This is a genomic window from Streptomyces sp. NRRL F-5650 (assembly GCF_000721365.1).
In the GTDB taxonomy this organism is placed as follows: Bacteria; Actinomycetota; Actinomycetes; order Streptomycetales; family Streptomycetaceae; genus Streptomyces; species Streptomyces ardesiacus.
In genome coordinates this window covers 25,723-51,285 of record NZ_JOGV01000032.1, presented here as the reverse complement: position 1 = coordinate 51,285, position 25,563 = coordinate 25,723, and the positions used below count along the sequence as shown (strand labels likewise).

26 protein-coding genes are annotated in these 25,563 nt (G+C 70.2%); 9 read left to right on the top strand and 17 right to left on the bottom strand.

Annotation, left to right across the window (positions count from 1 at the left end; genetic code table 11):
• Window positions 1–75: 75 nt before the first annotated feature.
• Entirely contained in the window at window positions 76–687 is a 612-nt protein-coding gene (locus IG88_RS43840) for a DUF6197 family protein (protein ID WP_199807498.1), read from the bottom strand.
• A gap of 228 nt (window positions 688–915) precedes the next feature.
• Window positions 916–1,476 (bottom strand): DUF6197 family protein, encoded by a 561-nt coding sequence (locus IG88_RS0125325; protein ID WP_031045571.1) that lies wholly within the window; start codon window positions 1,474–1,476, stop codon window positions 916–918.
• A gap of 151 nt (window positions 1,477–1,627) precedes the next feature.
• Here IG88_RS0125325 and IG88_RS43835 point away from each other — a divergent pair, with 151 nt between their 5' ends.
• Window positions 1,628–1,789 (top strand): hypothetical protein, encoded by a 162-nt coding sequence (locus tag IG88_RS43835; RefSeq protein WP_019329449.1) that lies wholly within the window; start codon window positions 1,628–1,630, stop codon window positions 1,787–1,789.
• Here IG88_RS43835 and IG88_RS0125315 read toward each other — a convergent pair whose 3' ends face one another.
• The 12 genes from IG88_RS0125315 to IG88_RS0125255 form a co-directional block, all read right to left on the bottom strand.
• On the bottom strand, window positions 1,790–1,978 hold the full coding sequence (locus IG88_RS0125315; protein ID WP_031045569.1) for a hypothetical protein: 189 nt from the start codon (window positions 1,976–1,978) through the stop codon (window positions 1,790–1,792). It abuts the gene before it with no gap.
• Between the two features lie 80 nt (window positions 1,979–2,058).
• Entirely contained in the window at window positions 2,059–4,203 is a 2,145-nt protein-coding gene (locus IG88_RS0125310) for a hypothetical protein (RefSeq protein ID WP_031045567.1), read from the bottom strand.
• A gap of 76 nt (window positions 4,204–4,279) precedes the next feature.
• Window positions 4,280–4,699: a hypothetical protein gene (locus IG88_RS0125305; RefSeq protein WP_031045566.1), complete on the bottom strand. Its 420-nt coding sequence runs from the start codon at window positions 4,697–4,699 to the stop codon at window positions 4,280–4,282.
• A 20-nt stretch (window positions 4,700–4,719) separates the two neighbouring features.
• Entirely contained in the window at window positions 4,720–6,921 is a 2,202-nt protein-coding gene (locus IG88_RS0125300; protein ID WP_234332270.1) for an ATP/GTP-binding protein, read from the bottom strand.
• 127 nt (window positions 6,922–7,048) lie between these two features.
• Entirely contained in the window at window positions 7,049–7,357 is a 309-nt protein-coding gene (locus IG88_RS0125295) for a hypothetical protein (protein WP_031045562.1), read from the bottom strand.
• Window positions 7,354–7,827 (bottom strand): hypothetical protein, encoded by a 474-nt coding sequence (locus IG88_RS0125290; RefSeq protein WP_031045558.1) that lies wholly within the window; start codon window positions 7,825–7,827, stop codon window positions 7,354–7,356. Before IG88_RS0125290 ends, IG88_RS0125295 begins: the two co-directional genes overlap by 4 nt.
• A 201-nt stretch (window positions 7,828–8,028) precedes the next feature.
• Window positions 8,029–10,068 carry a hypothetical protein gene (locus IG88_RS0125285; RefSeq protein WP_031045553.1) on the bottom strand — a complete coding sequence of 680 codons (2,040 nt, stop codon included), beginning with the start codon at window positions 10,066–10,068 and terminating at the stop codon, window positions 8,029–8,031.
• 84 nt (window positions 10,069–10,152) lie between these two features.
• Complete coding sequence (locus tag IG88_RS0125280; protein WP_031045549.1) at window positions 10,153–10,524, bottom strand: hypothetical protein; 372 nt, start codon at window positions 10,522–10,524, stop codon at window positions 10,153–10,155.
• A 110-nt stretch (window positions 10,525–10,634) separates the two neighbouring features.
• The gene (locus IG88_RS39015; RefSeq protein ID WP_037836644.1) at window positions 10,635–10,826 is read right to left on the bottom strand and encodes a DUF5999 family protein; all 192 of its coding nucleotides are present in this window, start codon (window positions 10,824–10,826) and stop codon (window positions 10,635–10,637) included.
• 189 nt (window positions 10,827–11,015) lie between these two features.
• Window positions 11,016–11,324, bottom strand: a complete 309-nt coding sequence (locus IG88_RS0125270; RefSeq protein ID WP_031045543.1) for a WhiB family transcriptional regulator — start codon at window positions 11,322–11,324, stop codon at window positions 11,016–11,018.
• A gap of 257 nt (window positions 11,325–11,581) precedes the next feature.
• Window positions 11,582–11,743 (bottom strand): hypothetical protein, encoded by a 162-nt coding sequence (locus tag IG88_RS43460; protein ID WP_158854041.1) that lies wholly within the window; start codon window positions 11,741–11,743, stop codon window positions 11,582–11,584.
• 172 nt (window positions 11,744–11,915) lie between these two features.
• On the bottom strand, window positions 11,916–12,623 hold the full coding sequence (locus tag IG88_RS0125255) for a hypothetical protein (RefSeq protein WP_031045540.1): 708 nt from the start codon (window positions 12,621–12,623) through the stop codon (window positions 11,916–11,918).
• Window positions 12,624–13,018: 395 nt separating this feature from the next.
• Here IG88_RS0125255 and IG88_RS0125250 point away from each other — a divergent pair, with 395 nt between their 5' ends.
• The 3 genes from IG88_RS0125250 to IG88_RS0125240 all read left to right on the top strand — a co-directional run bounded on the left by IG88_RS0125250 (window position 13,019) and on the right by IG88_RS0125240 (window position 15,593).
• Window positions 13,019–13,810: a GntR family transcriptional regulator gene (locus tag IG88_RS0125250; protein WP_037836624.1), complete on the top strand. Its 792-nt coding sequence runs from the start codon at window positions 13,019–13,021 to the stop codon at window positions 13,808–13,810.
• 179 nt (window positions 13,811–13,989) lie between these two features.
• Complete coding sequence (locus IG88_RS0125245) at window positions 13,990–15,027, top strand: AAA family ATPase (protein ID WP_031045537.1); 1,038 nt, start codon at window positions 13,990–13,992, stop codon at window positions 15,025–15,027.
• A complete protein-coding gene (locus IG88_RS0125240) occupies window positions 15,024–15,593 on the top strand; it encodes a phosphotransferase-like protein (protein WP_031045535.1) in 570 nt (189 codons plus the stop codon). The genes IG88_RS0125245 and IG88_RS0125240 overlap by 4 nt, the downstream gene beginning before the upstream one ends.
• Before the next feature lie 7 nt (window positions 15,594–15,600).
• On the opposite strand, the gene IG88_RS0125235 is transcribed toward IG88_RS0125240, so the two are convergent.
• Together IG88_RS0125235 and IG88_RS0125230 are read right to left on the bottom strand one after the other, a co-directional pair.
• Window positions 15,601–16,437 carry a DUF1932 domain-containing protein gene (locus IG88_RS0125235; RefSeq protein WP_031045532.1) on the bottom strand — a complete coding sequence of 279 codons (837 nt, stop codon included), beginning with the start codon at window positions 16,435–16,437 and terminating at the stop codon, window positions 15,601–15,603.
• Window positions 16,438–16,441: 4 nt separating this feature from the next.
• Window positions 16,442–17,083, bottom strand: a complete 642-nt coding sequence (locus IG88_RS0125230; protein ID WP_031045530.1) for an HAD family hydrolase — start codon at window positions 17,081–17,083, stop codon at window positions 16,442–16,444.
• Between the two features lie 114 nt (window positions 17,084–17,197).
• Here IG88_RS0125230 and IG88_RS0125225 point away from each other — a divergent pair, with 114 nt between their 5' ends.
• The 5 genes from IG88_RS0125225 to IG88_RS0125205 all read left to right on the top strand — a co-directional run bounded on the left by IG88_RS0125225 (window position 17,198) and on the right by IG88_RS0125205 (window position 23,682).
• Window positions 17,198–17,464 (top strand): helix-turn-helix transcriptional regulator, encoded by a 267-nt coding sequence (locus IG88_RS0125225; RefSeq protein ID WP_031045528.1) that lies wholly within the window; start codon window positions 17,198–17,200, stop codon window positions 17,462–17,464.
• Window positions 17,465–18,369: 905 nt separating this feature from the next.
• Window positions 18,370–19,854 carry a hypothetical protein gene (locus tag IG88_RS0125220; protein WP_051852044.1) on the top strand — a complete coding sequence of 495 codons (1,485 nt, stop codon included), beginning with the start codon at window positions 18,370–18,372 and terminating at the stop codon, window positions 19,852–19,854.
• Window positions 19,855–19,863: 9 nt separating this feature from the next.
• Entirely contained in the window at window positions 19,864–20,742 is an 879-nt protein-coding gene (locus IG88_RS0125215; RefSeq protein ID WP_031045523.1) for a DciA family protein, read from the top strand.
• Window positions 20,743–20,922: 180 nt separating this feature from the next.
• Entirely contained in the window at window positions 20,923–21,792 is an 870-nt protein-coding gene (locus tag IG88_RS0125210; protein ID WP_158854039.1) for a DciA family protein, read from the top strand.
• 114 nt (window positions 21,793–21,906) lie between these two features.
• Window positions 21,907–23,682, top strand: a complete 1,776-nt coding sequence (locus IG88_RS0125205) for a hypothetical protein (protein ID WP_031045517.1) — start codon at window positions 21,907–21,909, stop codon at window positions 23,680–23,682.
• A gap of 116 nt (window positions 23,683–23,798) precedes the next feature.
• Here the strand turns inward: IG88_RS0125205 and IG88_RS40320 are convergent, their stop codons facing one another.
• Window positions 23,799–25,400 (bottom strand): hypothetical protein, encoded by a 1,602-nt coding sequence (locus IG88_RS40320; protein ID WP_051852037.1) that lies wholly within the window; start codon window positions 25,398–25,400, stop codon window positions 23,799–23,801.
• Window positions 25,401–25,563 lie beyond the last annotated feature (163 nt).

Below are 25,563 nucleotides of genomic sequence, written 5' to 3'. Positions count from 1 at the left end.
GGTGGCCGGTCGGCCTGTCCAGTCCTCGTCCACCCGCGAGCGGGGTGGGCGAGGACCAGGCGGAGCGACCGAAGGTCAGTCCGGGAACGGGCAGCCGGTCGGCGAGGCGTCAGCCGTACCATGCGAGTGCGGGGCCGGCGCGTGTGTTGCCTGGGTGCCTCGCAGGCGGTCGATGGTGCGGGTCACGGCGTCATGAAGGGCGCTGGCTGTGCGGCCAGGGGCGTCATTCCAGACGGTGACGTCGTCCACTCCGAGGGTCTCCGCCAGGGCGTCCGTGGCCGCTTCGGCGAGGACACTCGGCTGGTATGCAATGGGAGGGCGCGGGTCTCCCGCGGCCGCAATGTTGATGGCTCCCCGGGCGCAGACACGGCAGTCGCTGGAATCCAGGTCGTCGCCGTCCTCCTGATCGACGTCGTGGAAGCTGGAGGCGTCGCCCTGGTACCAGCCGTTGGTGATCAGCACGGTGAGGGCCTTGCTGAGGAGGTCGGCGATCTCCGCGTCCGTGGGCGTGTAGGGCGGGCGCCGCAGCCTCGGCCCGTCAAAGCCGTCGACGGATCCGTGGTGCTCGTCGATGGCCTGGAAGATCGGCTCGGTGAGGACCGTGGCCGGGCTGGCCCAGTCGGCCACGTCCCGGACCGCCTCGACGAAACGCCGAGCCGCTGCCGGGGTCGCCCAGGTCGCGGGCATGCGGCGATTGGACGGCTCGTGGAGGACGAAGCAGGCGTGGGGATGGTCCGGGAAGCGCTGTGCAGGTGCAGCTGTGATGACAAGGCCGGGGACACCGGTGGGGATGGTCACTGCTCGTCCTCCTTTTTCGGGCGGGTGTAGTGGGCGTGGTGCGCAGGCCGGGCGGCCTGGCCCGCACCCGACCGGTGTGGGTTCGGGTGCGAGGCAGGTGGTCCGGAGAGCTGAGATTCACAGGCCTCGGGTGTCGGCGAGGCTTGCGGCCTGGTCGACCATGCGGAGCGGGGTACGGGCCGATCCGTGTGCGTCGTTGAAGGACGGCACGGAGTCGACGTCGTCGCCGAACTTGCGGCGGATCGCGTCCAGGAGCACGGAGGCGGCGTCGGCTTCCAGGCCGCCGTCGCCGCGGGCCTCGGCTCGGATGGCTCCGAGCATGCATCGGGCGCCGTCCTCGTCGACCAGGACGTCCTTGCACCAGCCGCTGGTGAGCAGTCGGTGGTGGGCGCGCTGCAGAAGGGCGGCGACCGGGGTCGGGTAGGAGGCCGGCGTCGGCTGGTGCGTCGGGGTCAGCGGGAGAGTGACGACGTCGGCCAGGTCCACGGGCTCAGTGGGGATGTGCGCGGTGTTGACCTCGTAGGCGACGGCCGCTTCGTCCAAGCGCGCGGTCATCTCCGCTTTCACAAGGATGAGGCGTTCCTCGAGGGACAGCTCCGCCGGCGGCGCGGCGGCCGGAACGGGCTGGGTGGTCGGGGCGGGGTGGTCTATGGCGGGGGAGAGCGAGGCATGGGACATCGGGGCTCCAGGCAGGGGCGCCGAAGGGCGCCGCCAGGATGGGTCTCCGGCGGCGCCCTTCGGCGTTGCGTAGGGGGGAGTGGGCGTTTGAGTGTCGACGCACCCATGTCCCGGGCATCCTCGGACCATCAGGCACGGGGAAGGGGCCGGAGTGGAGTTCGTCTTCGAGTGCGGATGGTGCGGCGGGGACAACTACTTCGTGGGCAAGCAGGTCGGCTTCTGGGTCGACAAGTGGGAAGTGCCCGCAGAGTGGGACTGCCGTTTCTGCGACGGGCTCAACTACACCCCTGACCCGCCGTGGACGGAGGCGTAGTCAGAGGCTGGAGATCAGTCCCGCGAGCGAGGCGAGACCGCTGTTGATGGTCGGGGCCAGGCCGGTCGCGGCGAGGGTGAAGCCGAACAGCGTGCAGGCCAGCGCGGAGCCGACGCGGACGTAGCCGCCCTTAACCAGGACGACGACGATGATGCCCAGCAGCACGGCGGCGGAGATGGACAGAGCCACGGTGGTGGTGCTCCTTCACAGGGAGTCGGGTGGGGCCGGCCGCACTCGGGCGGTCCGGCCCCAGGGACGGGTGGGTGTGATCAGGCGTCGGTGAGGCTCTTGATGGCCTCCAGCGCCTGGCGGGGAGAGGCGACCTGCTCCGAGCGGCGACCGCCGCCCTTGGAGCCGCGGCCGCCGCCCTTGCCGCCTCCGCCTCCGCCGCCGCGCCGGCGGGAGCGGCCGTCACCGTCGTCGTCCTCGTCGGGCTCGGGCCAGAACTCGCCGGGCCGCACGGGCTCGTTCCAGTCGAACCACAGGCCGCGCCTTTCCAGCTCGCTGATCTCGTAGTCGGTGAGCCGGTTGACCTCATCGGGGAACAGGTTGGACAGGTCGGTGTCGAAGTCCGCGTACAGCGACCGCATGAGCACGGCGCGGCCGTTGTCGAGGACGATGACCGCGACGCCGCCCGTGGAGACGCCGTTCTCCGGATCGGCTTCGCCGCGCATGGCCCGCTCGATAGCGGACCCTTCACTGCGGGAGTAGCGGGCCGGGATGGTCGGCACGTCGTAGGCGTTCTCCATGGTGCCCTCCGCCGCCTTGCGGGTGGCGCCGGGCGAACCCATGTTGAAGATGACCGGCCTCGAGTTCTGGCGCAGGTTGTCCTTCATCTCGGTGGAGAAGCCGTTGTGTGCGAACGGCGACTGGCCAGCCGGGTTGAAGCCGATCCCGTACTTCAGCCCGGTGACCGTGAGGTCCTCGCCGTCCTTCTGGATGAACTCGCCGAAGTCCGCGTCCTGCGCGGCGGTCATGAACTCGTCGCCGTAGACGTTGAGCTGCCGGTAGGGGCAGCGTGTGTCCCCGGGCTTGTAGTCGTGCGGCTGGCCGTCGTGCGGCCAGGGCATGTCCGCCCGGATTTCGCAGAGCGCCTTCGCCGCCCGCAGGGAGCGGGCCATCCACAGCGCGTTCGAGCCCTGCCGGTCGATGTACTTCCCGAGCACGCTCGTCTTCTCGTCCTTTCGGACGGTGCCCAGCCACACGACCTGGCCGTCCAGGGACTGGGCGGCCATGTGGATCGCGAAGAACTGCGTCTTGCCGGACCGGCTGACCCCGAGGGTGAGCCCGTGGGCCGGGGCGTTCTTGTCATGCTGGTACACCATCGTCTTCACCGGCTGGCCGGTGATGGTGAACCCGCACACGTACATGCCCTTGGCGTCCGGGGTGAGCAGCTCGCGGGTGGCGGGGAAGATCGCGGACAGCGGCGGAGTGTCGAACGCGCTGATCAGGAACTCCGAGCCGTCGATGAGGACGAACACGCAGGAGTCGTCCTCGGGCAGGTCCAGCGCCCGGCAGACCTTGGGCAGGTCGATGCGCGGGGACTCGGTGGAGTCGCTCATCTTCGCCCGGTAGAAGGTCACCCCGCGCTCATCGTCGCGGGTCTTGTGGACCAGCTCGGAGCCGGGAGCGCCGCCTTTGGGGCCGGCCACCCGGTCGATCCAGCGCTCGGCGTCGGTCGGCTTGGTGCGCCGCCGGGCGCCCGCCTCGGGGGTGATGAGTGCCTCCATCCAGCCGGGTCCGCCCTGGCGGCCGGGCTGGATGGCGACGTCCGCGAGGGTGACGTCGGCGGCGGACACGCCGAACGCGGCTCCGACGATCTCGGGGGAGAGGCCGGTGATCGGCCGCCCGGTCTCCGAGGCGCGCAACAGCAGGGTGAGGTCGTGGCGCATGGCCGGGTGCCGGGTGGCCTTGACGACGTGGGTGCGGGCGGGCATCCCGGCGCGCTCCCACAGCATCCGCGCCTCGTGGGTGAGCTGGTCGGCTCCGTCGTCCGGCTGCGCCACGGTCGGCTGCGGGGCCGGGGCGGGCGCCGGTTGCGGGGCCGGGGCGGCGAGCGCGGGGCGGTTGCGGCGGCGAGTGTGCCGGGAGAACGGCAGCACGAAAGAGCCGGCCGCCGCCCATCCGGCGGCGAGTAGTCCGTCCAGCCAGTAGGGGCCGAAGCCGCCTGTGTGGCCGGCGGCGACGTCGACGGCGGCGGCCAGGACCAGCGGCGTCCAGCGCAGGATCCTTCGTCCGGCGCCGGTCCCGTCGCTCTTGGCGGCGAGGAGGATGCCGGCAGCTCCAGCGGCGCCGGCCAGCTGCACGACCGAGTTGACGGGGCTGTCGGGGTAGACGTTCGGGGCCACGGCCAGCACGGGTGCGGCCAGGGTGTAGGCGAGGCGTTCGAGCGCGACACTGCGCGGCGTGGTCACCGGCTTCTCCTTCGAGAACGAATACGGGCGGCCCCGCGGTATGCGGGGCCGCCCGTGGCGGGGTGGGGAAGTGGGGTCAGCGGTTGAAGAAGCCCGGTTTGGGCGTCTTCTCCCGTCGGGTGGAGCGGATGTCGTCCAGCGCGCCGTAGAGCTTGGCGTGGGTGCGCCGGGTCACGTGGGTGAGGTCGGCGGTCTCCTGGGCGCTGTCGGACAGCTTGCGAACCCCCCGGGCCGCGCCGTCCAGGGCGGCGGCCACGTTGGCGGTGAGCTCGACGAACTTCGGGTCCAGGTCGGCGTTCTCGATGTCGGTGGCGACACTGTCGGTGTGCTTGGCGTTGGCCAGCATGCTGCGCCACAAGGCCACCAGATCGAGGCTGGCGTCGTCCAGGACCTTGCTGAGCTTGTCCAGCTTGGCCTGAACGGCCTTGTACCGGTTGTCGTCATCGGCCACGGCGGGGGCCGCGCTGGTGTCGCGCGGTGCGAGGTCGCTACTCATCGGCGGGTTTCCTCTCGTGCTCAGTCGTGGTGAGCGGCGGCCGACGCGTGGGTGAGGCCAGCATCTTCCTTGGCGGCCATGTCCTCGCCGTAGACGCGGGCGACCATCACGGCCGCGAGTGTGGCGGCCTCCTTGGCGAGGCCACACTGCTCAGCGCAGCGTTCGGCCTGCCGCTTCATGTTGTCGGCGGAGTCTGCAAGGTCCGCGATCAGGTCGGTGACGTCGGTTTCGATGTTGTGGTCGCCGACCAGGTCCGCGGCCATGTCTCGCAGGGCGTCGGCGACCTTGGCGAGGGCCTCCATCAGGGCTTCGGCACGCTCCTGGTCGGAGGCCGCCTTGATGGCGATGTTCGCCATCTCCACCAGGTACTGGTCGAACGTGATGTCCGTCCGGTGCTGGACACCAAGGCCGCTCTGCCCGGACGGCCTGCTGACTTCCGAACTGCTCACGCTGCTCCCTTCCGTGCTGGTCGGCCGACTGGTGCCGGGCCGTGCGGTGTGCTTCTCCGGCGCGGGCTGCAGGCCCCCCACGCCCGTCGTGACGGCCGCGGGCTGGTCGGGCACGATGTCCGCGTCGACGATGTCGTCCTCGCCCTTCGGTGCGTGCTTGGGCGGGCGGGTGTCGTGCTCGGGCCACTCCACCGTCGGGGTGGGATCCTCCTCGCCGAACGGGCTGCCTGCCGGACGGCCGCGCCAACCGGCACGCCCCCAACGGCCACGTCCCGCCCGGCCGGTGCGACCGGTGCGGCGGGTGCGTCCGCGCCGACCGGCCCGGCCCGTGCTGCCGGTGCGCCGGCGCCGGAACCGGCGCCGCTTCTTCGCGCCGTCAGACGCCCCCTCACCGGCCGTGGCGTCCTTGCCCGACTCATCACCCCCCTTACTGTCCTTCGCGGCGCTGGAGGCCCCGTCAGGGGCGTCCTTGGCGGTCGTGCCGTCGGTGCCCTTGGCCTTGGAGTGCTTGTCCTTGGTCAGGTTCACCTTCTCGATACCGGCCGCCTTGGCGCCCTTCGCGTCCTGGGCGGCCTTCGCGTCGGCGCGGCGCTTGTCGAAGCGGCGCTGAGCTTCCTCGCCGACGGCCTGGCCCAGCGTGGTGCGACCGGCATCGGCCGACGCCGCGGTTTCCCGCTTCGCCTTCCGTGCCTCTGCCCGCTGTGCCTTCTTGGCCCGGCGGTCCTCCCACGCCTGCTGCCGCTGGGCGCGGGCCTGGTCGCGGTCCTTGGTCCGCTCCGCGACGCCGGCGGCGTGCCCGGCGCTGCGCCGTTCCTGCCGTCCGGCCTGCCGGGCTCCGGCGCGCTCCTGGCGGCCGCGGGCCCGCTCGGCACGGGCACCGGACGCCGGACCGTTCTGTGTCCGGCCGCCGCCGTCCCTCTTCGCACCGCCGCCCCGGCCGGAGCCGCCAGAGCCCGTCTGAGAGCCTTTCGAGCCCCCGGACGGACCGCTGCGCCCGGAACCGGCTGCACGACCGCCAGAGCCTGACGGAGAGCCCTTCGCGCCGCCCTTGCCGCCCCCGCTCCCCCCGGTCGATCCAGGCCCGGAACGACCTCCGGGGCCGCGGGAGTTGGTGCCGCGTGGGCCGCCGGACCGGTTCGCTGCCGAGCCGGAGTTGGTGCGGGACGGTCCGCTGCTGCCACCGCCGCGCGAGGACCCGCCCCCGCCGCCGGCTTTCGAGCGGCCCTTGTCCGACCCCAGGCCGGAGGCGGACGACTTCATGCGGTCGGCGTCCGCCTTTCCGCGTGCCGCCGCCTTGTCGCCCTTCGCTTTCATCATCGCGGCGCGGAGCTTTCCGTTCTGCTCCATCATCGCGACTTCCTGCGCGGTGCGCCCCTCCAGCAGGGCAGCCTTCCGCGCTATTTCGGCTTCACGGAAAGGCGCTTCGCCCTCATGGAGAGCCCGCGCCCTTTCCAGCCGGAATTCGAGCCAGTCACCGAGACGGTCGGCGAGAGAACGAGGCTGCTCGTATTCGCCTTCCTCGTATTCGCCGTCATCTTTACCGGCTTCCGGTGTCGTAATTCCTTCGGAACGCAGGGACGCCGTCGGGTCCGGGGCGGCCGGAATCGGCGGCAGTTCCATTGTTGTCTCTTCCGGCGATTCCGGTGGTGCCGGGGGAATGTCTTCCGGCGGCGGAATGGTGTCGCCGTAATCCGGGATCGGCGGTGGCACGTACGTGGAATCACCGCTCCAGGGGCCTTGGACCAGGGTCCCTGTGCCGTCCTCATCGGACACGGTGCGCCTCCCTCCTGGGACTTGACAGAGCGTGGGGTCTTGTGTGCACGCGTGTGCACGTGCACGTGTGCACGCTTTACGCGCGCGAGGCCGCGCCGGAGCCCGGCGCGGCCTTCGCTGGTGACGGTCAGTGACGCGGGGGGTGCTTCGCCACGACCTGCTCCGCGTACTGCAGCAGGTCGTTCCAGATCCGTCCGTCACCCTCCACGCGCTGATCCATCGCCGTGATGAACAGGCGGCAGATCAGCGCGAATCCGGAGTAGACGTCGCCGCTCCCGGCTTTAACGTCCTTGGCCATTCGGGATCGTGCCAGGCGGAGCCAGAATTCCATCTGCCCTGCCTCGCCGCGAGATTCGCGGGCTTTCGTCGCCTCTTCCTTCAGCCAGTTCTGACGCCGCTGAACGGAGCGTTCGGCGCTGCTGAGGGGGCGGTTCACGCCGACTCCCGACCCATGTCGTAAATCGACGTGGGACCACCGTAGCCGAGATTCTGACTCTGTGCACCTTGCTGCGGCGGATTCGGTGCGGCCTGGAGGGTCGGCGGGTTCTTCTTACGCTCCCTTTCCAGCGCCTTTTCCTTTCGCTTTCGGGCGGTATTTGCGACCGCCTCATCGTGGGCGCGGCGCTTGTAGGCGCCTTTTTCGAGGCCCTTGGTGACGGCCTCGACGTTCTTCAGGACATCCTTGAACGCCCTTTCCACGGGCTGGGCACGCAGCCAGGCGTCGTAAAACCGGTCTCCCTCGACGTGGGTGTCGCGGCAGTGGACGCGGATCTCCCGGGCGAGGGTCTCCAGGTTCTTGCCGATGTCCAGCAGGACCCGCTGAACATCGGCCAGGTACCGGGCGGTTGCCTCCGGGTTCTGCGCGACATCGCGCAGAGGGGAGTGGTTCGGGTCGTTGCTGTTCACGGCGGGGTTTCCCTCCTGGTGTACTGGTGGTGCTGTCGACTGCTTCCGGCAGTCGCAGCGAGGGCCAGCCCGATTCCCGCGGGCTGGCCCTCACTGGTGTGTGCCGGACGGTGCGGTGCGCCGGCCTTTCCGGCGGTCCGCTGAGTGGCGCGGTGCGTCAAGGCTCGAGGCCCGTCGGTGGTCGGTTGCCGCCCTGCGGTCTCACGAGACGTCGCGGAAGCGGGCCCGTGCGATCTCAAGGCGGCGGCCGGCGGTGGCGCGTGAGACACCCAGGACGTCCTTGGCTTCGTCCACTGAGACGGTCTCCGCGCCCTGGCGCCGGTACATGAGACTGAGCAGCGAGGTGATCTGCCCCTCGATCTCAGCGTCCCGGGCGAGAGCGGGGCGGCCGGTCTCACCGGAGCGCAGCGGAACCGGAGTCACGCCGTTGCCGGAGGAATCCGTCTCACCGCCTGACCTGCGCGTCTCACTCGCGTGAGACGCCGTCTCAGTCCTGCTCACCGGACCGCTCATCTCAGCCGAACCGGTCTCAAGCTCCCGGCGGGTCTCACCCTCACCCGTCTCAGCAACGAGTGCCGGGGCGGTGCGCGGGTGGGGAACCGTCTCACCGAAGCCGGTGAGATCGGCGGCCCGGGTGTGCTCGGTCTCACCGGCGGGCGCGGTGCGCGTGGTCTCATCCGGCCCGGCGCCGCCCGTGGTGCCGGTCTCACCGGAGTCCGTCTCACCGGGCTCCTTGGTGATCTGGTGGATGCGCCACATCACCCACGGGGCGATGGCGGCGACGCCGACGATGAGCCACCACAGCGGGTCGCCCTTCTTGTCGACGCCGACCAGTCCGGCGTCCGCGAGGTGGTAGATCGCGTTCGCGGCGACCATGAGGATCAGCGCGCCCGCGACGTCGCGGTGCCGGCGGAACGCCTGCACGACGTAGACGTCGATCGCCAGCGGCAGCGCCCAGGCGACCTCTGCGGGCCAGCCGCTCAGCTTGGCCAGGGCGAACTCGCCGGAGGCGGTGAGGACGATCGTCGCGCCCAGGGCCACGCGCGGCCCCCAGGTGTTGACGAAGTTCTTCCTCTTCTCCTGCTTCGCGATGAGCGCCTGGGCCTTGGCGACCTCCTCGCGGGTCGCCTCCAGCTCCTTCCACGCCGACTGCTGCTCGGTACGGGCGCGGTTGCGGACCTGCTCGGCTTCCCGCTTGGCGTCGGCGACCAGGCGGCCCGCCTCCTTCTCCGCCGCGGTGATCCGCTCGGACGCGGCGGTCTCCGCGCTGGAGATGGCGCCGGCCGCCTTGGCCTCCGCGATCGAGCGGACCTTCAGGACGTCCTCTTCCGCTCGGGCCTGCGCGGCCTCGAGGACCTGCTGCGCCTCGCCGCGCGTGTGGTCCGCGTCCTGCTCCGCCTCGCGCAGGACTTCGGCGGCCTGGCCGCGGGCGTGATCCAGGATCCTCGCCGCGTCCTCCTCGGCCGTGGCAAGGTCCTCGCGGGCCTGGGTGCGCAGCTGCTCGGAGTCCTTCTCCGCCTGCTGGCGCATCTCGGTCGCGGCCTCGCGGCGGGCGCGGGCGTCGTCCTCGGCAGCGGCCACCAGGTCGGCGGCCCGCTGCTTGGCTTCCTCCACCAGGTGCGCGGCGTGCGCGGCGGTGGCGTCGGCCTCGGCCTGGACGCGGTCCTTGTCCTGCTCGGCCTCAGTGCGCAGCTCCGCCGCGCGGGCGCGGGCGGCCTCCACGATCCGGGCGGCCTCGGCTTCGGCCTCGGCCTGGAGCTTCTCCGCGGCCTGGCGGCGGCGGGCGAGGGTCTGCTCGGCCGCCGCCAGGTCGCCGTCGGCGATCGTGCGGGCGCGCTGCACGGTCTCCTCCGCCGACGCGATCTGCTCCTCGGTGAGCTTGCGCATCCGCTCGGCCTGGTCCTTGGCGACGGCGAGGATGCTGTCCGCCTCCGCCTGCGCCTTCTGCGCGGCGCCTTCGGCGTCGGCGCTCTTGCGGCGGGCCTGCTCGATCAGGTCCTCCGCCTCGGTGCGCGCGGCAGCCAGCATCTGGTCGGCCTCAGCGCGGGCGGCGGTCACGATCGCCTCGGTGTCGACCTCCGGCACCGGCGCGGGGGTGGGGGCGGGCTCGGTGGCCACCGTCGTGTTGGCGGCCTCGCTCGGGCCGGCCGTCGTGGTCGTCTTGGTGGCCGGGGTGGTCTTGACCCTGGTCGTCGTCTTCTTGGCGGGAGCCTTGCGGGCGGGCTGGCGTCGGGTGCTCACAGGCGGGGGCCTTTCCGATGTGTGCCTGCCGGGCCGCCGTCTCGCGGGAGGGACGGCGGCCCGGCAGGGCTTGAGGGGGCGGGGTCAGTGGGGCGGCAGCTCCGGGCGCCGGTTGGCGGTGGCGGCCTGCTGGGCGAGCCAGGCCATCGCGGCCGCCGTCATGCCGTTGGCGGCGTCGGCGGTGTTCAGCGGGGCGGTGTCGATGTCCCGCATCGCGTCGAGCGGCGGCAGCAGCCGCATGTAGTCGCCCTGCGCGTTACGGATCAGTCCGCCCGTCACCGGCGTGAGCGTGTAGCGGATCGTGCCGCTGGTGTACCGCTCGGCGTAGGTGACGCGGCAGACGACGGTGTGGCCCGGCTTGCCCGCCCAGAACATCTCGGGGTCGCGGTACAGCACGAAGTCGTCGACCTTGAACATGGTGGCCGCCGCGGTGGTGGCCGGGGTGGAGAAGGGCATCCGTAGCTCCTCACGGATCACGCGGTCCGGACTGTCCGGCTCCCCGTCACCGCCCGACCCGGCCGCCACGGTGGTGGGCGGTCGGTGCGGGCGGATCAGGCAGCCGTCAGTCAGGCCGCGGCCGCGAAGGGCCGGTGCGGGGCGACGGTGCGTCCGTCGGGGAGCAGCTCGCCGGTGTCCTCGAAGAGCACGACGGCGTTGCACAGCAGGCTCCAGCCCTGCTCCGGGTGGCCGGCCACGACGGCGGCGGCCTCGCGGTCCGGGCTGTCGGCCGACGGGCACTTCGGGGTGTGCGTGCACAGCGAGTCCGGCAGCCGGGTGCCGGTGACGGTCGTGGTGGTGCGGTCCATGAGCTCTCCCGGGGAGGAAGGGAGCCCGAGGCTTTCCCGGGCTGGAGACGTGCGAAAGACCGGCCGCCCGTCGTGTGGGCGGCCGGTCGATGGCAGTGCTGCGGGGCGGGCCAGAACTTGCCCGCCGGTCCCGTCCAGCGGTCAGGCGTCGGCGCGCTTGCGGGCGGCGCGGCGCTTCATCCGGCGCCGGTCGTCCTCGTCGATGCCGCCCCAGACGCCGTGCTCCTGGCCGCTCTCCAACGCCCACTGCAGGCAGCGCTCCATGACCGGGCAGCGACGGCACACGGCCTTCGCCTCCTCGATCTGGAGCAGCGCCGGGCCGGTGTTGCCGATCGGGAAGAACAGCTCGGGGTCTTCGACCGCGCACGCCGAGCGGGCCCGCCAGTCGGTGTTGACCGGCAGGTCCGCGTCGGGCGCGTAGCTGGTGCGTACGATGGTGGGGCGATTCATCAGGGCCTCCCTGAAGGTCCAGTGCAAGAAACAGCCCCGGGGTGGCCTCCCCGGGGCTGTTGCGCTGTGGCGGCCGGATGGCCGGAGCGAGGGGTGAGCTCCCGGCGCTCTCCGCCGGCCCCGCCCGGGAAGGGGCGGGGACGACGGGCAATGCCGGAGGATCGGTCAGCGGCGGTTGTTCTCCGACCGCTTGTTCTGTTCCTGGTTCTTGCGCGAGAGCTCCTCGCGCTCCGCGTCGGTCAGGCTGAGGACTGCGTTCACCGGACCGTCTCCATCTCGGAGAGGGTGCGGCGGGCGCGGCGGCCGGCCTTCGCGGCCCGCGCGTCGCCGTCGGCCACCAGGCGGCGGACCAGCCGGTGGAGAGCGACGGTGCGCTCGCGGTCCGGGCCGTTCGCCGGGGCGGGGATGGTGCGTGTCATGCTTTGCTGCATCAGGTCCTCCGAGTCAGGTCCTGGACAGCCCCGGGGCCCTAATCCTCGGGGCTGTCGCGTTCACTCCCCAGTTGGGGAGTCGACTGCTGTACGAGCAGCCACGGCCCCGGCCGCCCCTTCGATGTGGGGCAGCCGGGGCCGTGGTCGTTCGTCGCTGTGGTCAGACATTGACGCGGAGCGGCATGGTCGGGACCTGGGGGCCGCGGTATTCGGAGACCGCGCCGTCCAGACGGGGGCGGCACTGGTTGTTCGCCGTCTCGACCGTCTCGCCGCCGCGCTGGCTCCACTGCGCCTTGCGGGCGGCTGGCGCCGACTGCTTGCGGGCCTCGCGGCGGGCGGGCTCCTCCTTGCGTACGAGGACGTAGCGGTGGGCGAGGGCGCCTCCGTGCGTGCAGTGCTGACCGGTGCCGCAGCGCACGCATTCCTCGAGGTGGGCGAGGTAGGTCCGCCGGGCCGTCTCCAGCGTGACCCCCGCGTGGATACGGGCGACCGGGGCGGCCGGGGCCGGGAGCGGCTTGTAGAACTGCTGGGCGGCGCGCCGGTTCTCCTGCGGCATCGCGTCACGCAGCAGCCGGTTCTGCCGGGCCTGCCAGCGCTGGACGTCAATGTCGATGACCACGATCTGATCGCTGCCGGGGCAGGTGACGTGCTTCTTGCCCTCCGCGACCTTGTCGGAGATGCAGTGCTCGCGGATCTTGAGGACCTTGTCGCCCATGATGCGACGCCAGGTGCGGCAGTCGGGGCAGGCGATCGACTTCACCTCACCCGGCCGGACGTTGTAGTCCTCCGGGGCCATGCTGCTGAGCTTGAGCGCCTCACGGCGGTTCGTGTTCTTGGTCCGGACGCGGCCAGGACGCTTGCGGGGCATCGAATCCTCCTGACGTGGATCGGGTGCGGGTGCTGCCTTCTCTGCCGCGCCAGGCCGGCCTTTCGGCAGGTGTGTCCTGGCGGACAGACAGCGCAGCAGCGCCGTTCGAGGTGGATCAGGTGGAGCTATTCGGTACAGGCCTGCCGGGGGAGCTCGGCTCACCCCACTGCCGCCGCCTCCGAAGAGGCGACACCTGCTGTTTTGCTGTGGTGCTGGTGCGTAACTCCTGCTCAGCAGAGAGTTAGGGCTATCGCTATCGACTAGTAGAGACCATGCCGGGCTATCGAGTCAATAGCGATAGCTCTATTCGTGTCGATCGGTTGTGCTCGCGCATCGCCGACTGATAGAGCTAGCCCTAGAATCAGATCCGCGCAGCACTCTGAAAGGTGGCTCCGATGCCCGTCTCGTATCGCGACATCGCCACTGACCTGCGACAGCAGATCGGCGAGGGGCGGTACATGCCGGGTGACAAGCTGCCGATGCTCACCGAGCTCCAAGCCCAGTACGGCGCTGGCTACCAGACCGTGCGAAGCGCCATCTCTCTCCTGGAGCAAGAGGGTCTGGTCGTCGCGGTGCGCCGCAGAGGGACCATCGTGCGGGAGCGCCCTGAGAAGCGGCGGATCACCCGGTCCCGCCAGGTCTTCCGTGATGAGATCGGCTACTACTTCGACCCGACGGCCCAACCGTGGGTGGCCTTGGAGCCTCCCACCCTGCGTTGGGGCGTCGTGCCGGTCGACCTCGCTGCCCTCATGGGTCTCCCCACCGGGTCCGAAGTCCTCGTTCGTGATCGCGTGATGGGCGATCCTGAGAGCAGAAAGCCGAAGCAGTTGGCCACCAGTTACCTGCCGGCCGACCTCGCTCGAGGAACTCGACTCGCTGAGGCCGACACGGGACCCGGAGGCATCTACGACCGCCTGGAGGAGATGGGCCACAGGCCGCTCCGCTGGAGCGAAGGTGTCTCCGCCCGCATGCCCTCGCCTGAAGAGGCGGAGGCACTGAACCTCCCAGCCGACGTTGGCGTTCCGCTCCTGCGCGTCGTGCGGGTCACGACCAGCTCCAACGGTGAGGTCGTCGAGCTGAACGACACCAGGATGAGCGCCGAAGAGTTCGAGATCGGCTACTCCATCCGACGCCACGCGAGCGCTCGACTCGCTGATGACGACGGAGATGGTGACGACGACCACTGACTGCACCTCACGTGCCACGGTGTCCCTTCCCTCGGCTGATCTCGTGAGGGCCATCACACTCGGGCCGGGCAAGGCGAACCATCACAGGCGCTTGTCGAAGCTCGTACGCACCGCCATTCACACGTTTTCAACATCCGCGTATACATGCGATTTGCAGCCCGAGCCCTAGGCTCGCGGCCATGACGATCACGGAGGGGCACGGGGTGGGGAAGCAGCGAGCAGGGTGGCGGCCTGACCGGCTGCGGGAGCAGCGCGAGGCTCACGGCCTGACTCTGGAGAAGGCTGGCGAGCGGCTGCGGGAGGTCGCTGAGCAGGCCAAGCTGAAGGGGATCCCGGCCGCAAACCCTCAGACCCTGTGGCAGCACGAACAGGGCGAGGTCTACCCGGGCCCGCACTACCGTCGCGCTTACTGCCTTCTCTACCGCGCGACCGAACCGGACCTCGGCTTCCGAGCCGCTCTACCTGGCGAAGAGACGTCCTTCAAGCTCACGCCGATGGACGACCGCCTCAACGGCGCCCATGTCCTGGCCGTCGAACGGGCCATCCACCGCATCTCGCCCGGCAGCGAAGACGCCGGGCACTTCGCTCTCCAGCAGCGCATCATCGACGCCTGGAAGCGAAGGCACACCGGCGGCGACCCGCACCGTCCGGTCCTGATCCTGGTCGGCGGCTTCGCCGGTTCTGGGAAGACGGAGCTCGCGCGCTTCTTCGTCCAACTCACTGGCTGGCCGCTGCTCGACAAGGATCCACTCACCAGGCCGTTGGTGGAACGGCTCCTGGTCGCGCTGGGCGGCGACCCGAACGACCGGCACACAGAGCTCTACCGGGAGCGTGTCCGGTCGGTGGAGTACGACTGCCTCATGCAGTCAGCCATGGCGAACATCAAGTGCGGAATCAGCACCGTGCTCTCTGCGCCGTTCATCGCGGAGTTGACCGACGCAGCCTGGATGCAGCGCCTGACCAACAAGGCTGCGGCTATGGGCGTGGACGTCTTCCCGGTATGGGTCCGCTGTGATGAGGAGTCGATGCGGGAGTACATCACTTTCCGGTCTGCTGCCCGGGATGCGTGGAAGCTCCAGCGGTGGGACGAGTACATGGCGACCATCGACCTGGACCTGCGCCCTGCGGTACCACACCTGGTGGTGGACAACCGGCTGGGCACCGCCGTGAGCCTCGCGGACCAGGCTCGTCAGGCGATGGGGGCGATGTACGCGTGAACCCGAAGCAGGGCGTGATCCTGTACGGCCCGCCGGCGTCGGGCAAGGACACCGTTACCGCCGCGCTCACCGAGCTGAACCCGAGGTACGCGCAGTTCGCGCGACTCAAGGTGGGGGCGGGCAAGTCCGCCGGCTACCGGATGGGCACGGCGGAGCGGCTGCACGAGCTGGAGGCCGCGGGCGACGTCGTCTACGCGAACGCGCGGTACGGCAACACATACGCGATCGACCGGCCCGGCGTCGATGCAGCGTTCGCGGCCGGGGTGCCGGTGGTGCACCTCGGGCAGATCGACGGCATCCGCGCACTGGTCGACAGCTATCCGGCTGCCTGGTCGGTGGTACTGCTGTGGTGTCCGCGCGAGATGACCGAGCAGCGATCGGCCGGACGCGGCGACAGCGACACCGCGGCGCGCCTGGCAGCTTGGGACGCGACCCGCGAGGACCTGGACGCGCACCCGGACATGGTCTGGGACCTGACAGTGGACACCACGGCGTCGGCGCCACAGGACGCAGCGCGGCTCATCGACCAGCTGCTGACGCAACGGGCAGGAGCGGCGACGGCATGAGCGCGGGCTACGGCTGGGCGAGTCGGTCCAAGGCATCGGTGAGCGTGAGCTCGACGTCCTTGGCGTCGTTCCACCGTGCCAGCGTGGACGCGGCCGCGCGCAGCATCTCCGGCGGAAGGCCGGCGGCCGCGAGAGTGTCGGCAGCCTCCTCCAGTTCCGGGCCCCACCGCCAGGCGCGGGCTGCGGTTTTGGCGACGTACTGCGGCTCGGAAAGGTACGAGTCGGTGCGCCGGGAGGCGACCTCGATGAGCTCCTGGTCGACGCCGTGCTCGCGTGCCATGCCGACCGCGAGCGCCACTAGCACTCGGCTGGTCTTCTGGAACGCGGCGTACGACAGCTTCAGCGCAGACGCCTTCCCCACCTCCGTGCCCAGCACCGCCGTTCGGACCGCGGTGCCCGCGAACAGTGCCTCGATGCGCACGATCGCGCTGACCGGGCCGGACAGGTACAAGGTCGGCGTCTTGCCGCGCACCGGCGGGGAGCCGACGACGCCTCCGTCTACGACGGTCGCGTCGGGTTCGAGCAACCCGGCGATCCGCTGTGCGCGCTCAGGGTTGATGGCGTTCGCCTCCACGTACACCCCGGCGAAGCGGTGCCCTGCGACGTCACGCGCCAGGTCCTCGGCAGCGGCCGGCGGGCAGAGGCTGATGACGATGTCGCTGCGGTCCAGCAGCTCATACATCGTGGCTACGGGCGTCAGGCCGAACTGGTCGGAGCGCGCAGCGGACGCGGCACTGCGCCCGGCCTCGCACCATAGGACCGCGGCCGCGTTGGTCGCGGCGCAGGCGGCGACGGCGGCGCCCATGCTGCCGGGGTGGAGGATGCCGACGGTCGGCTGGTCCACGGTGCTACTCCGTCTCTGCGAGCAGGATGGTGATGGCGTCGGTGACATCGTCGACGATGTGATTCGCGGCGGGGAGTCCGTCGGGCCAGGGGCGACCGCGCAACCAGATGGTGCGCAGGCCAGCCTGGTGACCGCCGCCGACGTCGCCGGTCGGGTTGTCGCCGACCATCCAGCCGCCGTCCGCGAGGCTGACGCCGCACCGGGTGGCCCCGAGTTCGAAGAGGCGCCGGTCCGGCTTGCGGATCTCGAGGTCGCCCGAGGCAGCGACTCCGTGCACCAGGTCGGCGAGTCCGGTCCCGGCAAGCTTGGCGCGCTGGATGTCGCCAGCCCCGTTGGTGATGACGCCGATCGTCCATCCAGCAGCACGCAGGCGAGCCAGGCCCTCAAGGACTTCGGAGCGGCAGGTGACGGCGGCCGCCATGAGGTCGACGTACTCCTGCCACAAGTCCGCGGCCGACACCTCGAGACCGAAGGCCTCCCGCAGTCGGGCAAAGTCGCCGACGGTCGCGCGGTCGGCCAGCTCAGTACGCAGCCACTGCTCGGCATCTGGGGAGAGCGCGCGGCACAGTCGGGTCAGCGCGTCGCCGAGCGCCGACTGCCGGTCGGCCAGCGTGCCGTCCAGATCGAAAAACGCGAGGCGGGACATGGGCACGGACCCTACCGGGCGAGGCGCGGAACACAGTTCGCGGTGACAACGCATCCCGAACCTAGATCACGTGGTGTATCTTTTCACGATACGTTGCCTGAGATGGAGGCTGGAATGCCGGATCCGATGCGTCGATTCGACGCCGTCGTGGACGCCGACACGCTTCCCCCGCCTCGCGTTCGACAGCAGCTGCGTATCGCCGGGGGTCTCACTCAGGCGGAAGTCGCCAAGACCATCGGTGTCCAGCGTGTCGCCGTCGCACGGTGGGAGGCAGGACTCACCCAGCCCCACCGCAACAATCGCCTGAAGTACGCCGAGCTCCTGCGCCAACTAGCCGAGGAACATCCGGCCGCCGTACAGGAGGTGTCGGATGAGGACTGACCTCCCACCCGGTTTCGGGTACGCCGACTCCGCCTTCGGTTTCGAGGGGGTCGGGGTGACGTAGCCGCCACCGGCCGCGCGCGCCAAACAGTGGACTGACAATCCACTCGGCCTCGCGCGGCCCTTCGCTCCGACCGGGCTTGACACCCCAGTCGGCTGCTCTGTCCCGGTTGACGCCGGTCCTGAGCTTCGGCTCATCGAGCCGCTCTTCCAATCGCAAAACCCCGCCTGACAAGCGGGTCAGGCCCCTTTGACAAGGGCCATCAGCAACACCCCCGATCGCTGACAACGACCGGTGCTTCACCCCGCCCGAGGGCCCTGGACAGGGGCCCGCAGCAAGACCCAGACGAGAGGAGAAATCTCCCCCCACCACAGGCCGTGGTGGTGACGCTCACCCGCTCCTCCCGGAGGGGGCTCGGTGTCTCCCAGTCAGTTCGTCGGCCGTCCCGCTTTCGCGGGGTGGTCCGGCTCGCTTATGAGAGCTGGTGTCCCCGCCATAGTGCACGACCTGGCGTCCCCTTGTCAGCTCGACCGTGCCCGATTCACACCGGTTCGAGCCCCTCACGCTTCCCGCGTGACAGGATTCGCACACCCTGTTTGCCCTGTTCAGGGCATTAGTCACGAAGATTCTTCGGGGTGGAGTGTCACACCGCCTCCGGTCCCCGACGCCTTTTCCGAGAGGGGACCCCTGTCCTCCTGGCGGCGCCGGTCGCCGCGGTGCTGCGGGGCTACGTCCCGTGAGGCGGGACGCGATCCGAAGTTGTTGCCCGCCGGGCGGGAGGGATCGGGGGTCTCGCCGGATCCCGGCCTCTGTCCACAGGCGGTCCACGCGAGGCTGCCGAGATGATCTCCTTCTCGTGCATCCGGGTGGGCTGGTGAGCGCCGTGGCAGCGTCAGCCGCCGTGATGGTGCCCGCTCCGCGTCCGTCGGTCGACGACGCCGACGCGGTCGTCGTGCTGCCCGTTCTGTTCGTGCCGGAGGCTTCGCAGTGGCTGTCGACGTCGGCGGGCCGGATCGCGGGCGACGGCTACTCGTGGATGCAGGCGGTCCACTGGGTCGCCGGGTCCGGGCTCTACAAGCCGCGGCGGCACCGGTCGCACGGGCCGCGCTCGTTCGGGCCGACGACCTTGCGCGTCGCCCAGGAACTCGCGCAGCTCTTCCCGTGCCGTCCGGGGATCGAGTACCTGGTGCGCCGGACCGGGCTGTCGGAGCGGTCGGTGGAGTACCACCTGGGGATGCTGCGGGAGACGGGGCTGCTCGCGTGGATCGTCAAGGGGACGCGGGTGTCCGGCGGGCCGGCGCAGGCCAGCGAGTTCGCGCGGATGATCCCGCCCGAGTTCGACGCTGCGCTGGGCATCCGCACGGTGCAGCGCGATGAGGCTGCTCCGGCGTACACGCGGGCGGTGTCCGGGATCGCGGAGGCCGGCCGGGATCTGATGGCGAAGCTGGCGGCAAAGGCCTCCCGGAAGGTGCGCAAGCCGCGGTCAAAGACGTCGTCGAAGACCCCGGCGAAGGCCTCCGTGAGGGGTGCTGAGCAGCGGGTTGTGACGGCTGTTTCGGATGAGGCTTGTTGCACCCCAATGCAGGTAGGTACCTCAGCGTCTTCTACTGCGGGTACTACTTCCCTCCCCCCTGAGAGCAAGCTCGCAAGCGGGGTCAGCAAGTCCCCCACCCCGAAGAAGTCAGGCGGCAAGGCCGGCGGTCGCCGGAAGCTGAACGCGGTCGGGCGCCGCTTCCAGCTGGCCCGCGAGCTCACCCAGGAACTGGCCTGGCTGCGCGGCTGCTCGGTCCCCCGGATCGCCTGGGTGGCCCGGAACGTCTCCGATGCCGGATGGACCGTGACCGACGTCCGTGGCTGGCTGCACCTGCGCGGCGAGGCGGCCAGGGTCCGCCGGGGCTCGGGGCTGCTCGCCGTGCTGTTGGCCGGTGCCGAGACGGTCCTGGACACCCCGCAGAAGCGGGCCGACGCCGTTGAGCAGTGGCGCGGTGCCCAGGAAGCGGCCCGTCGGCACCGCATTCAGCAGGTCCGCGCCCGCACCGAGCGGTACGAGGGCGACTGGGACGCCCCCACCAGCCGCGCGGTCCGCAGTGAGGTGGAGGCCGCCTTCGCCCAGGTCAGGGAAGCGGCGAACGGCGGTCGCCATCACGACCAGGCCCTGGCCACCGATGACCAACGTGAACCGCAAGGGCTGGCTGACCCGCAGATCGACCAGATGCGCGCCCAGGCACAGGGCGAGCTCATGCGGGGCGAGACCGACCTGATCGAACTGACCGTCGACTCCATGGGCCCCGAGGCCGCCGAACGCATCTACGGCGCGGACATGATGCGCCGCGCCCGCCAGCTCGCAAGTGCCGCACGCAGCTCGCTCATGACCATCACCCACCGGTAGGAGGCCCAGATGACCGAGACCACCACCCTCACCGAGCAGGCCACCGTCGACGGGCCGGAACGGACCGGCGTCGACCTCGCGCGGGTCGCGCTGCACGCCGCCCGCGAGGCCGCCCGCAAGCGCGGTAACACCGAAGACCGGACCCCGCGCTGCCGCCCCGAACGCCGCGCCGTGAAGCGCGACGACCGCGAGCCGAGCGGCTTCGCCGCCGTGCTCCAGGGCCTGATGGCGGAGCGGGCCTGGGCGATCCCGGCCGCTGGCGGCAGCGTGCTGGACCGCTGGACGGACATCGCGGCCGCGGTCTCCTCCCGGCTGCCCGAGCACGTCCAGGCCGTGGCGTTCCACCCGGCCAGCGGGCAGCTGGATCTGCGCCCGGACTCGCCTGCCTACGCCACCCAGCTCCGGCTGATCACCGCCCGGATCATTGCCGCAGCGAACCAGGAGGTCGGCACCGACGCCGTCCGCGCCGTGCGGGTCCTGGCCGTCGGCGCCGCGCACACGCCCCGTGCGGCGGAGCCCGCCCCACAGAGTGCGGCCGAGCCCCAAGCGCCGGTGAAGACCCGCAACACCGCTTCGCCGGGCTATCAGCAGGCGTTGGCAGCGCACCTGGCCGTCGTCACCGACAGGCGGGTGGACCCAGGCATCGCGGAGGCCGTTGAGCGGCAGACCAGGGCGATGCGCGAGCTGAGCCAGCGGGCGTTCCCGGAGCCGAAAGCCCCCTCGGACGACCAGCCGGCCTGGACCGGGACGGCTCGCATTCAGCGCCGATGCGAGTCCGAGGCCACCCGCGCCCTGGCACTACGCCGGGCCCGGGCGGAACGTGCTGCCCGACAGGAGCAGACAGTGGCCGACATAGCCCACCCGGCTGCACTGCGCACCACCGCGTAAACCGTCGTGGCGCCAGGACAACGACTGCGAACCTCGAAGCACCGAACTCTCCTCGAGACAACCACCCGACGCCCGACGACGGGGCTGCCCGGTGGAGGCAGCCGTCGTTGGGCATGACCAAGGAACCCTCTTGCACGGCGCGCGCCGCCATGCCGGAACTGGAAGGCCAAGGCGATGGACATGGAACGCCCGGACTGGTTCGGCCAGGCCGACGACTGGTGGCGCGCTGCCGCGGGAGCCGATGTGGCCCGCCATGCCCAACCGGTTGGTGTCTCTTCCGACGGAAAGCTCTGCGTGCTGTGCTCCGACATGCCCTGGTCCGTCAATCTGCGCCTTCTTGCACCGCATATCGCCAGCCGCCTCAACGCCCAACGTCCTCCAGCTGTACCGGAGGTATCGGGGATCGCCGTGCTGAGGCCTTCCCCTCCCGAGGTACTGATCCAGCAGTGGGCGGACCTGGTCGGCGCGGACCTGGCCGACCAGGTCCGCCCACGCAGCCTGGCAGACTGGGGCCAGGAACTCGTCACGGAAGCGGACACAACTCAGGCACGCGACCAGCTGGCCCAGCGCGCCCCCGATGTCCTGGCCCGCCTGCGCTCCGTCCTGCCCGAGACGTCCATCGTCCGGCTGCGCGAGAGCAGCCTTCGCCCTGTGTGGGTGCTGGTCGCTACCTCACCCGACTTCTCCGACCGGCAGTGTCTGGAGAACGTCCTCATGGACGTATGGCATGACGCGACGCAGACGGCCGGCCCCGAACACCCACTGTGTCTTCTGCACGCTAATGAGACCGCGGCCGACCAGATGATCGAGGAATGGGCAACGTCTGTCCGATCGACTGATCTCCCAGCCCCACCACACGTCGACACCTTCACATACCTCGGCACGGTCAGCCAGAGCGATGCGGACGCGCATCGCCGGCGCAATGAGTGGCTGGTGGGCACAGAGCGCGATCTCTGCGTCGCCTTCGTAGTCCGTGAAGGTGAAAAGATTCCCCTCGCCGAACTCGCCCGCAAAAGCGGAGCAGCCGTCTTTCAAGCTTGCATGCCGTGACCGTCAGACTCATCGGATGTCCGAGAAGGCGGCATGATGTCCTCATTCACCCCTGTAGGCCGAGCCTGGACGTTCCGGAAACGCCGCAGTCACCGTTGCATAAGGTGTGCAACTGTGACTGATGAGATGAGCGCGGTGCTGGCAGGGCTGACTCCCACCGTTGTTCCGGTCGACGGCGCCGACCCCGAGCTGATCGCGATCGGCGAACGCTACTGGGCCATGGCCGGCTTCCATCCTGAGCTGGGCACGCCTGTCTGGTGCGAGAAGACCGCAGACATCGACACACTCGGCTGGGGTGGCCCTCTCTACGTGATCGCGGCAGGTGGTGTGCGTGCCGTCGTCGACCACACCTGCCCTGAGTGCCAGCAGCAGCTCAGCCTGACCTCCCGGACCGCGCTTGCCGACCTGGCCAAGGGCGAGAGACCTGTGTGCGTGGCGTGCACGGAATCCCTGACGTCCGCTCTGCAGACGCTCAACGACCCGAAACGCAAGGCCAAACGTGAAGCAGCCCGTGCCCGCGCTGCAGAGCAGCAGGCACTCGATACAGCTGCAGATGCCTGGCGACACGCACAGCGCGAGGTCATGGAAGATCGGTACCAGCTCACGTTCTCCGAGACGGTGCCCAAGGCCTCGGTGCGCGAGATGGTGGCAGCCTTGGCGTTGCTGCGGTACGCGCCGTCGACCACGCCGATCTCCGCGATCGGGTCCTGGCTCGATCCATTGCACCCCGCCCAGCGCGAAACCGTCCAGCTCCTGGGTGCACTGGTCCGGGCCGGCCTCATCAGGATCCACCCCACCACCTCGGTCACCGCTATGGAGTGGGAACCGGCCTCGTTCCAAGCCGCCCTCGCCGCGGCGGACGGTGATCCCGAGTCCGTACATGTGGACCCCCGGCTCACATCGCAGTTCTTCCCCCTGGACAGCTGCTTCTACGCACCGTTCGCCACGAGCGCGGGGACCGGGGCCCAGCACCTGGACACCGTGCTGAGCGAACGACTGGCACCGCAACGCCTCACCGCAGGCCAGCACAACGACCTCCTCGCCCTGGCGCAGGAATGCATCGCTGAAGAGGCCCTGCGCTACTTCACCCACCGACTGGAAGACCTCAACCTTCCAGCCGTGACGGAAAATCACATCGAGAGATTGCGTGAGGCCGCCTACAAAGTGGCACGGCACCGGCCGCTGGGAGAGATCTACAACCTGGTCTGGCGCTCCACCCGGGCTGCTGCGGAATCTGCGCAGAAGAACCCCCGCGCCCCGCGCGTCAACATCAGTACACACGCGGTCAACCAGTTCGAGACCCACGCACTGCGCGCTGTCACCGAACCCACGTGGCCAATCAAGGCCTTCGGCGAGGTGACGGGCTGCGGACTGAGCGCCATGACCCGCACCCTCTTCTACACGGTGCTCGATCTTCAGCCGCTGGAGACGGCTGTCTGCGACATCGAGCAGGGGCTTCCCCAGCCGGCCCCTGCTCCGGCACCCTCAGTTGCCGAAACCGGAGTCCAGCCCGAGGCAGGCGTCCCAGACAATGACGACGAGCTGGCGTTCTTCCTCCGGTGGCTCCACACCTACCCTGGCAGCTGGGACCCGGAGGCCGTCTTCCGGTGCCTCGAGGACTTGGAGCAGACCGCTGCGGGGATGGAGTTCGACGTTGAGCAGCGGGTCGCCAGGCGGGCGGTCGCGCACCTCAAGCTGCTGCACGAGCGTCTGGCCGTTGTGCTCGACCCGCGTCAGGCCGCTCTCGCAGTCGTGGCGGCTACCGATCTTCTGCAGCACCCGGTCACTGGCAGCAACCCGGAGTCAATGCGGCCCATCGGAGCCGTTGTGCGCCAACGCCTGGTGGAGACCGTCCTCCAGACGATGCCGGAGGCCTCGGCTGATGAGTGATCCGGCAATATATCGAACCTTCCCGGGTTCAGACCTCACGGCGAAGGCCGCCCGGAGCACCCGGCGGCCTTCGCGCTGCATCGAACCTCCGTGCCACTGCGTAGTTGGTTGTGCCGCTATGGGGTGCGGTAGCGGTCGTGGAGGATCTTGACGGTCTCGGTCCAGGCGCTGTCGGCCTGCTGGGGCAAATGATGGCCGGCGTGGTCAGCGAGCTGCCGGTAGACCGGGTGCATGGCCCCGTCCTCCGTAGTGATCAGAGCGGTGAGTAGGGCCGGACGTTGGGGTTTCGCGCTACGGGGGCGCGCGGTGGGCCTGACCCGGCGCAGCACCTGCGCCTGATCGGATTCCGTCAGCTCGCCCAGGCCCTTGACCTGGGCACACAGGTCGGGGAGGGGCACGGTCTTGCCCAGTCGGGCTGCGTGTTCCAGAACGTCGCGTACGGCGTCAGCGAGGCCTGCCCCGTTGAACGGTTCCGGGCGGGAGGCCGGGGGGCGCGGTGAGCGGCCGCGCGGCGGCTGAGGGGCCCGCGGCGCGGGTGCGGGTTCCGGATCGTTCTGCCACTCCTGCACCTGGAGGCGTTGTGCGTCGGTGAGCCAGGCCGAAGCCTGCTCCGCGGCCTTCGCGAGTTGGTTGAGCTGGCGGAGCGTGACCCCCATACCGTGCGCCTTGTGCTGTGCGAGAACCTGCAGCAGTCGTTCGACGTTCTGCAGGGCCTTGCGCTCCTGGAAAGTCGGTTCCCGTGGCGTCGGCACGCCGACTCCGCGCTCCAGCCTCAGCAGCGCGTCGGCAGCCTTCCTGATCAGTTCGTTTTCTTCCGCGGTGGCCCCGCCGTGCGTCACTTCCTCTGCCCTGTTCAGCCAGCGGCGGATCTCCGTACGGCTACGCCCGTCACTGACCGCCTCCTCGAGGGCGGCCATGACAGCGTCACGGTCCTGCGACGGGACACCGTGCGTGGCGTCGCTGACGGCCCGCGGGGTCGGCCGACTCTGTGGCGGTGGGGCCTTGGGCGTCCGTACACCGATGGGCCGCCGTATGGTGCGCAGCCGGCGGATTTCTTCGACCGCCGGGGTGGTGAGCCCCGAGTCGGTGAGCTCCACCTCGTCCAAGTCGAACCAGTCGGTGGTCCCGCCATGGCGTTCGGTGCCTACCTGGATCCGGCGGCGGGTGCCGTCGGGGACGAGCTGGATGCGGTTGACGTAGCCCTGCCGCAGCAGCACGTCCGGATCCGGCGTCATCTCCGGGCCGAGCACCAGTCGGGCGGGGTCCTCTTCCTCCGATGCGGAAGAGCCGGGTGATGAGAGCAGCACCCGAAGGCTGTCGCGCCCGGCGGGGTCGAAGAGCACGTCCCGGCCGATCGAGCCGTCGGCATCGCGCGCGATGGTGGCTGTGGCGGTGATGTCCTGGCCCGCCAGCCAGTCCAACAGTCCGTGCTTGATGTACAGGTGGTCTGCGCTGGAAACCCCGGATGCCTTGCGGGCGCAGGTGGAGGTGTGCTCGGGGTCGGGCCTGTGCGCGAAGTGGCAGGCGCGGTCGGTGTACAGCTTGGTGAAGAGCTGGTGGCCGCACCCGCCCAGCCACGTCCCGCACCAGTAGGTCTGGTTGGCGTGGCGGGTCCGGAAGTCGTCGAGCTCTATCGCTTCCATCGGAAGGACCACGGGGAGCTCGGAATCGGGGTTGCCGATCACTGCGGTCTGCACGCGGCGTTTGTCCAGGGCCATGCAACCTCCAGCCGTACTGGAGACGAGATCCGCCTCCGGTCGGCACCCGGCCACACTGCCGGGCGCCCAACTGATTGACGGTACCTCCCGCCACTGACAACGCTGGAGCCGCTAAGCGTGGTGTTCGGCCCGACAGTCTCCCCTGTCGAGGCACGGGCCTCGG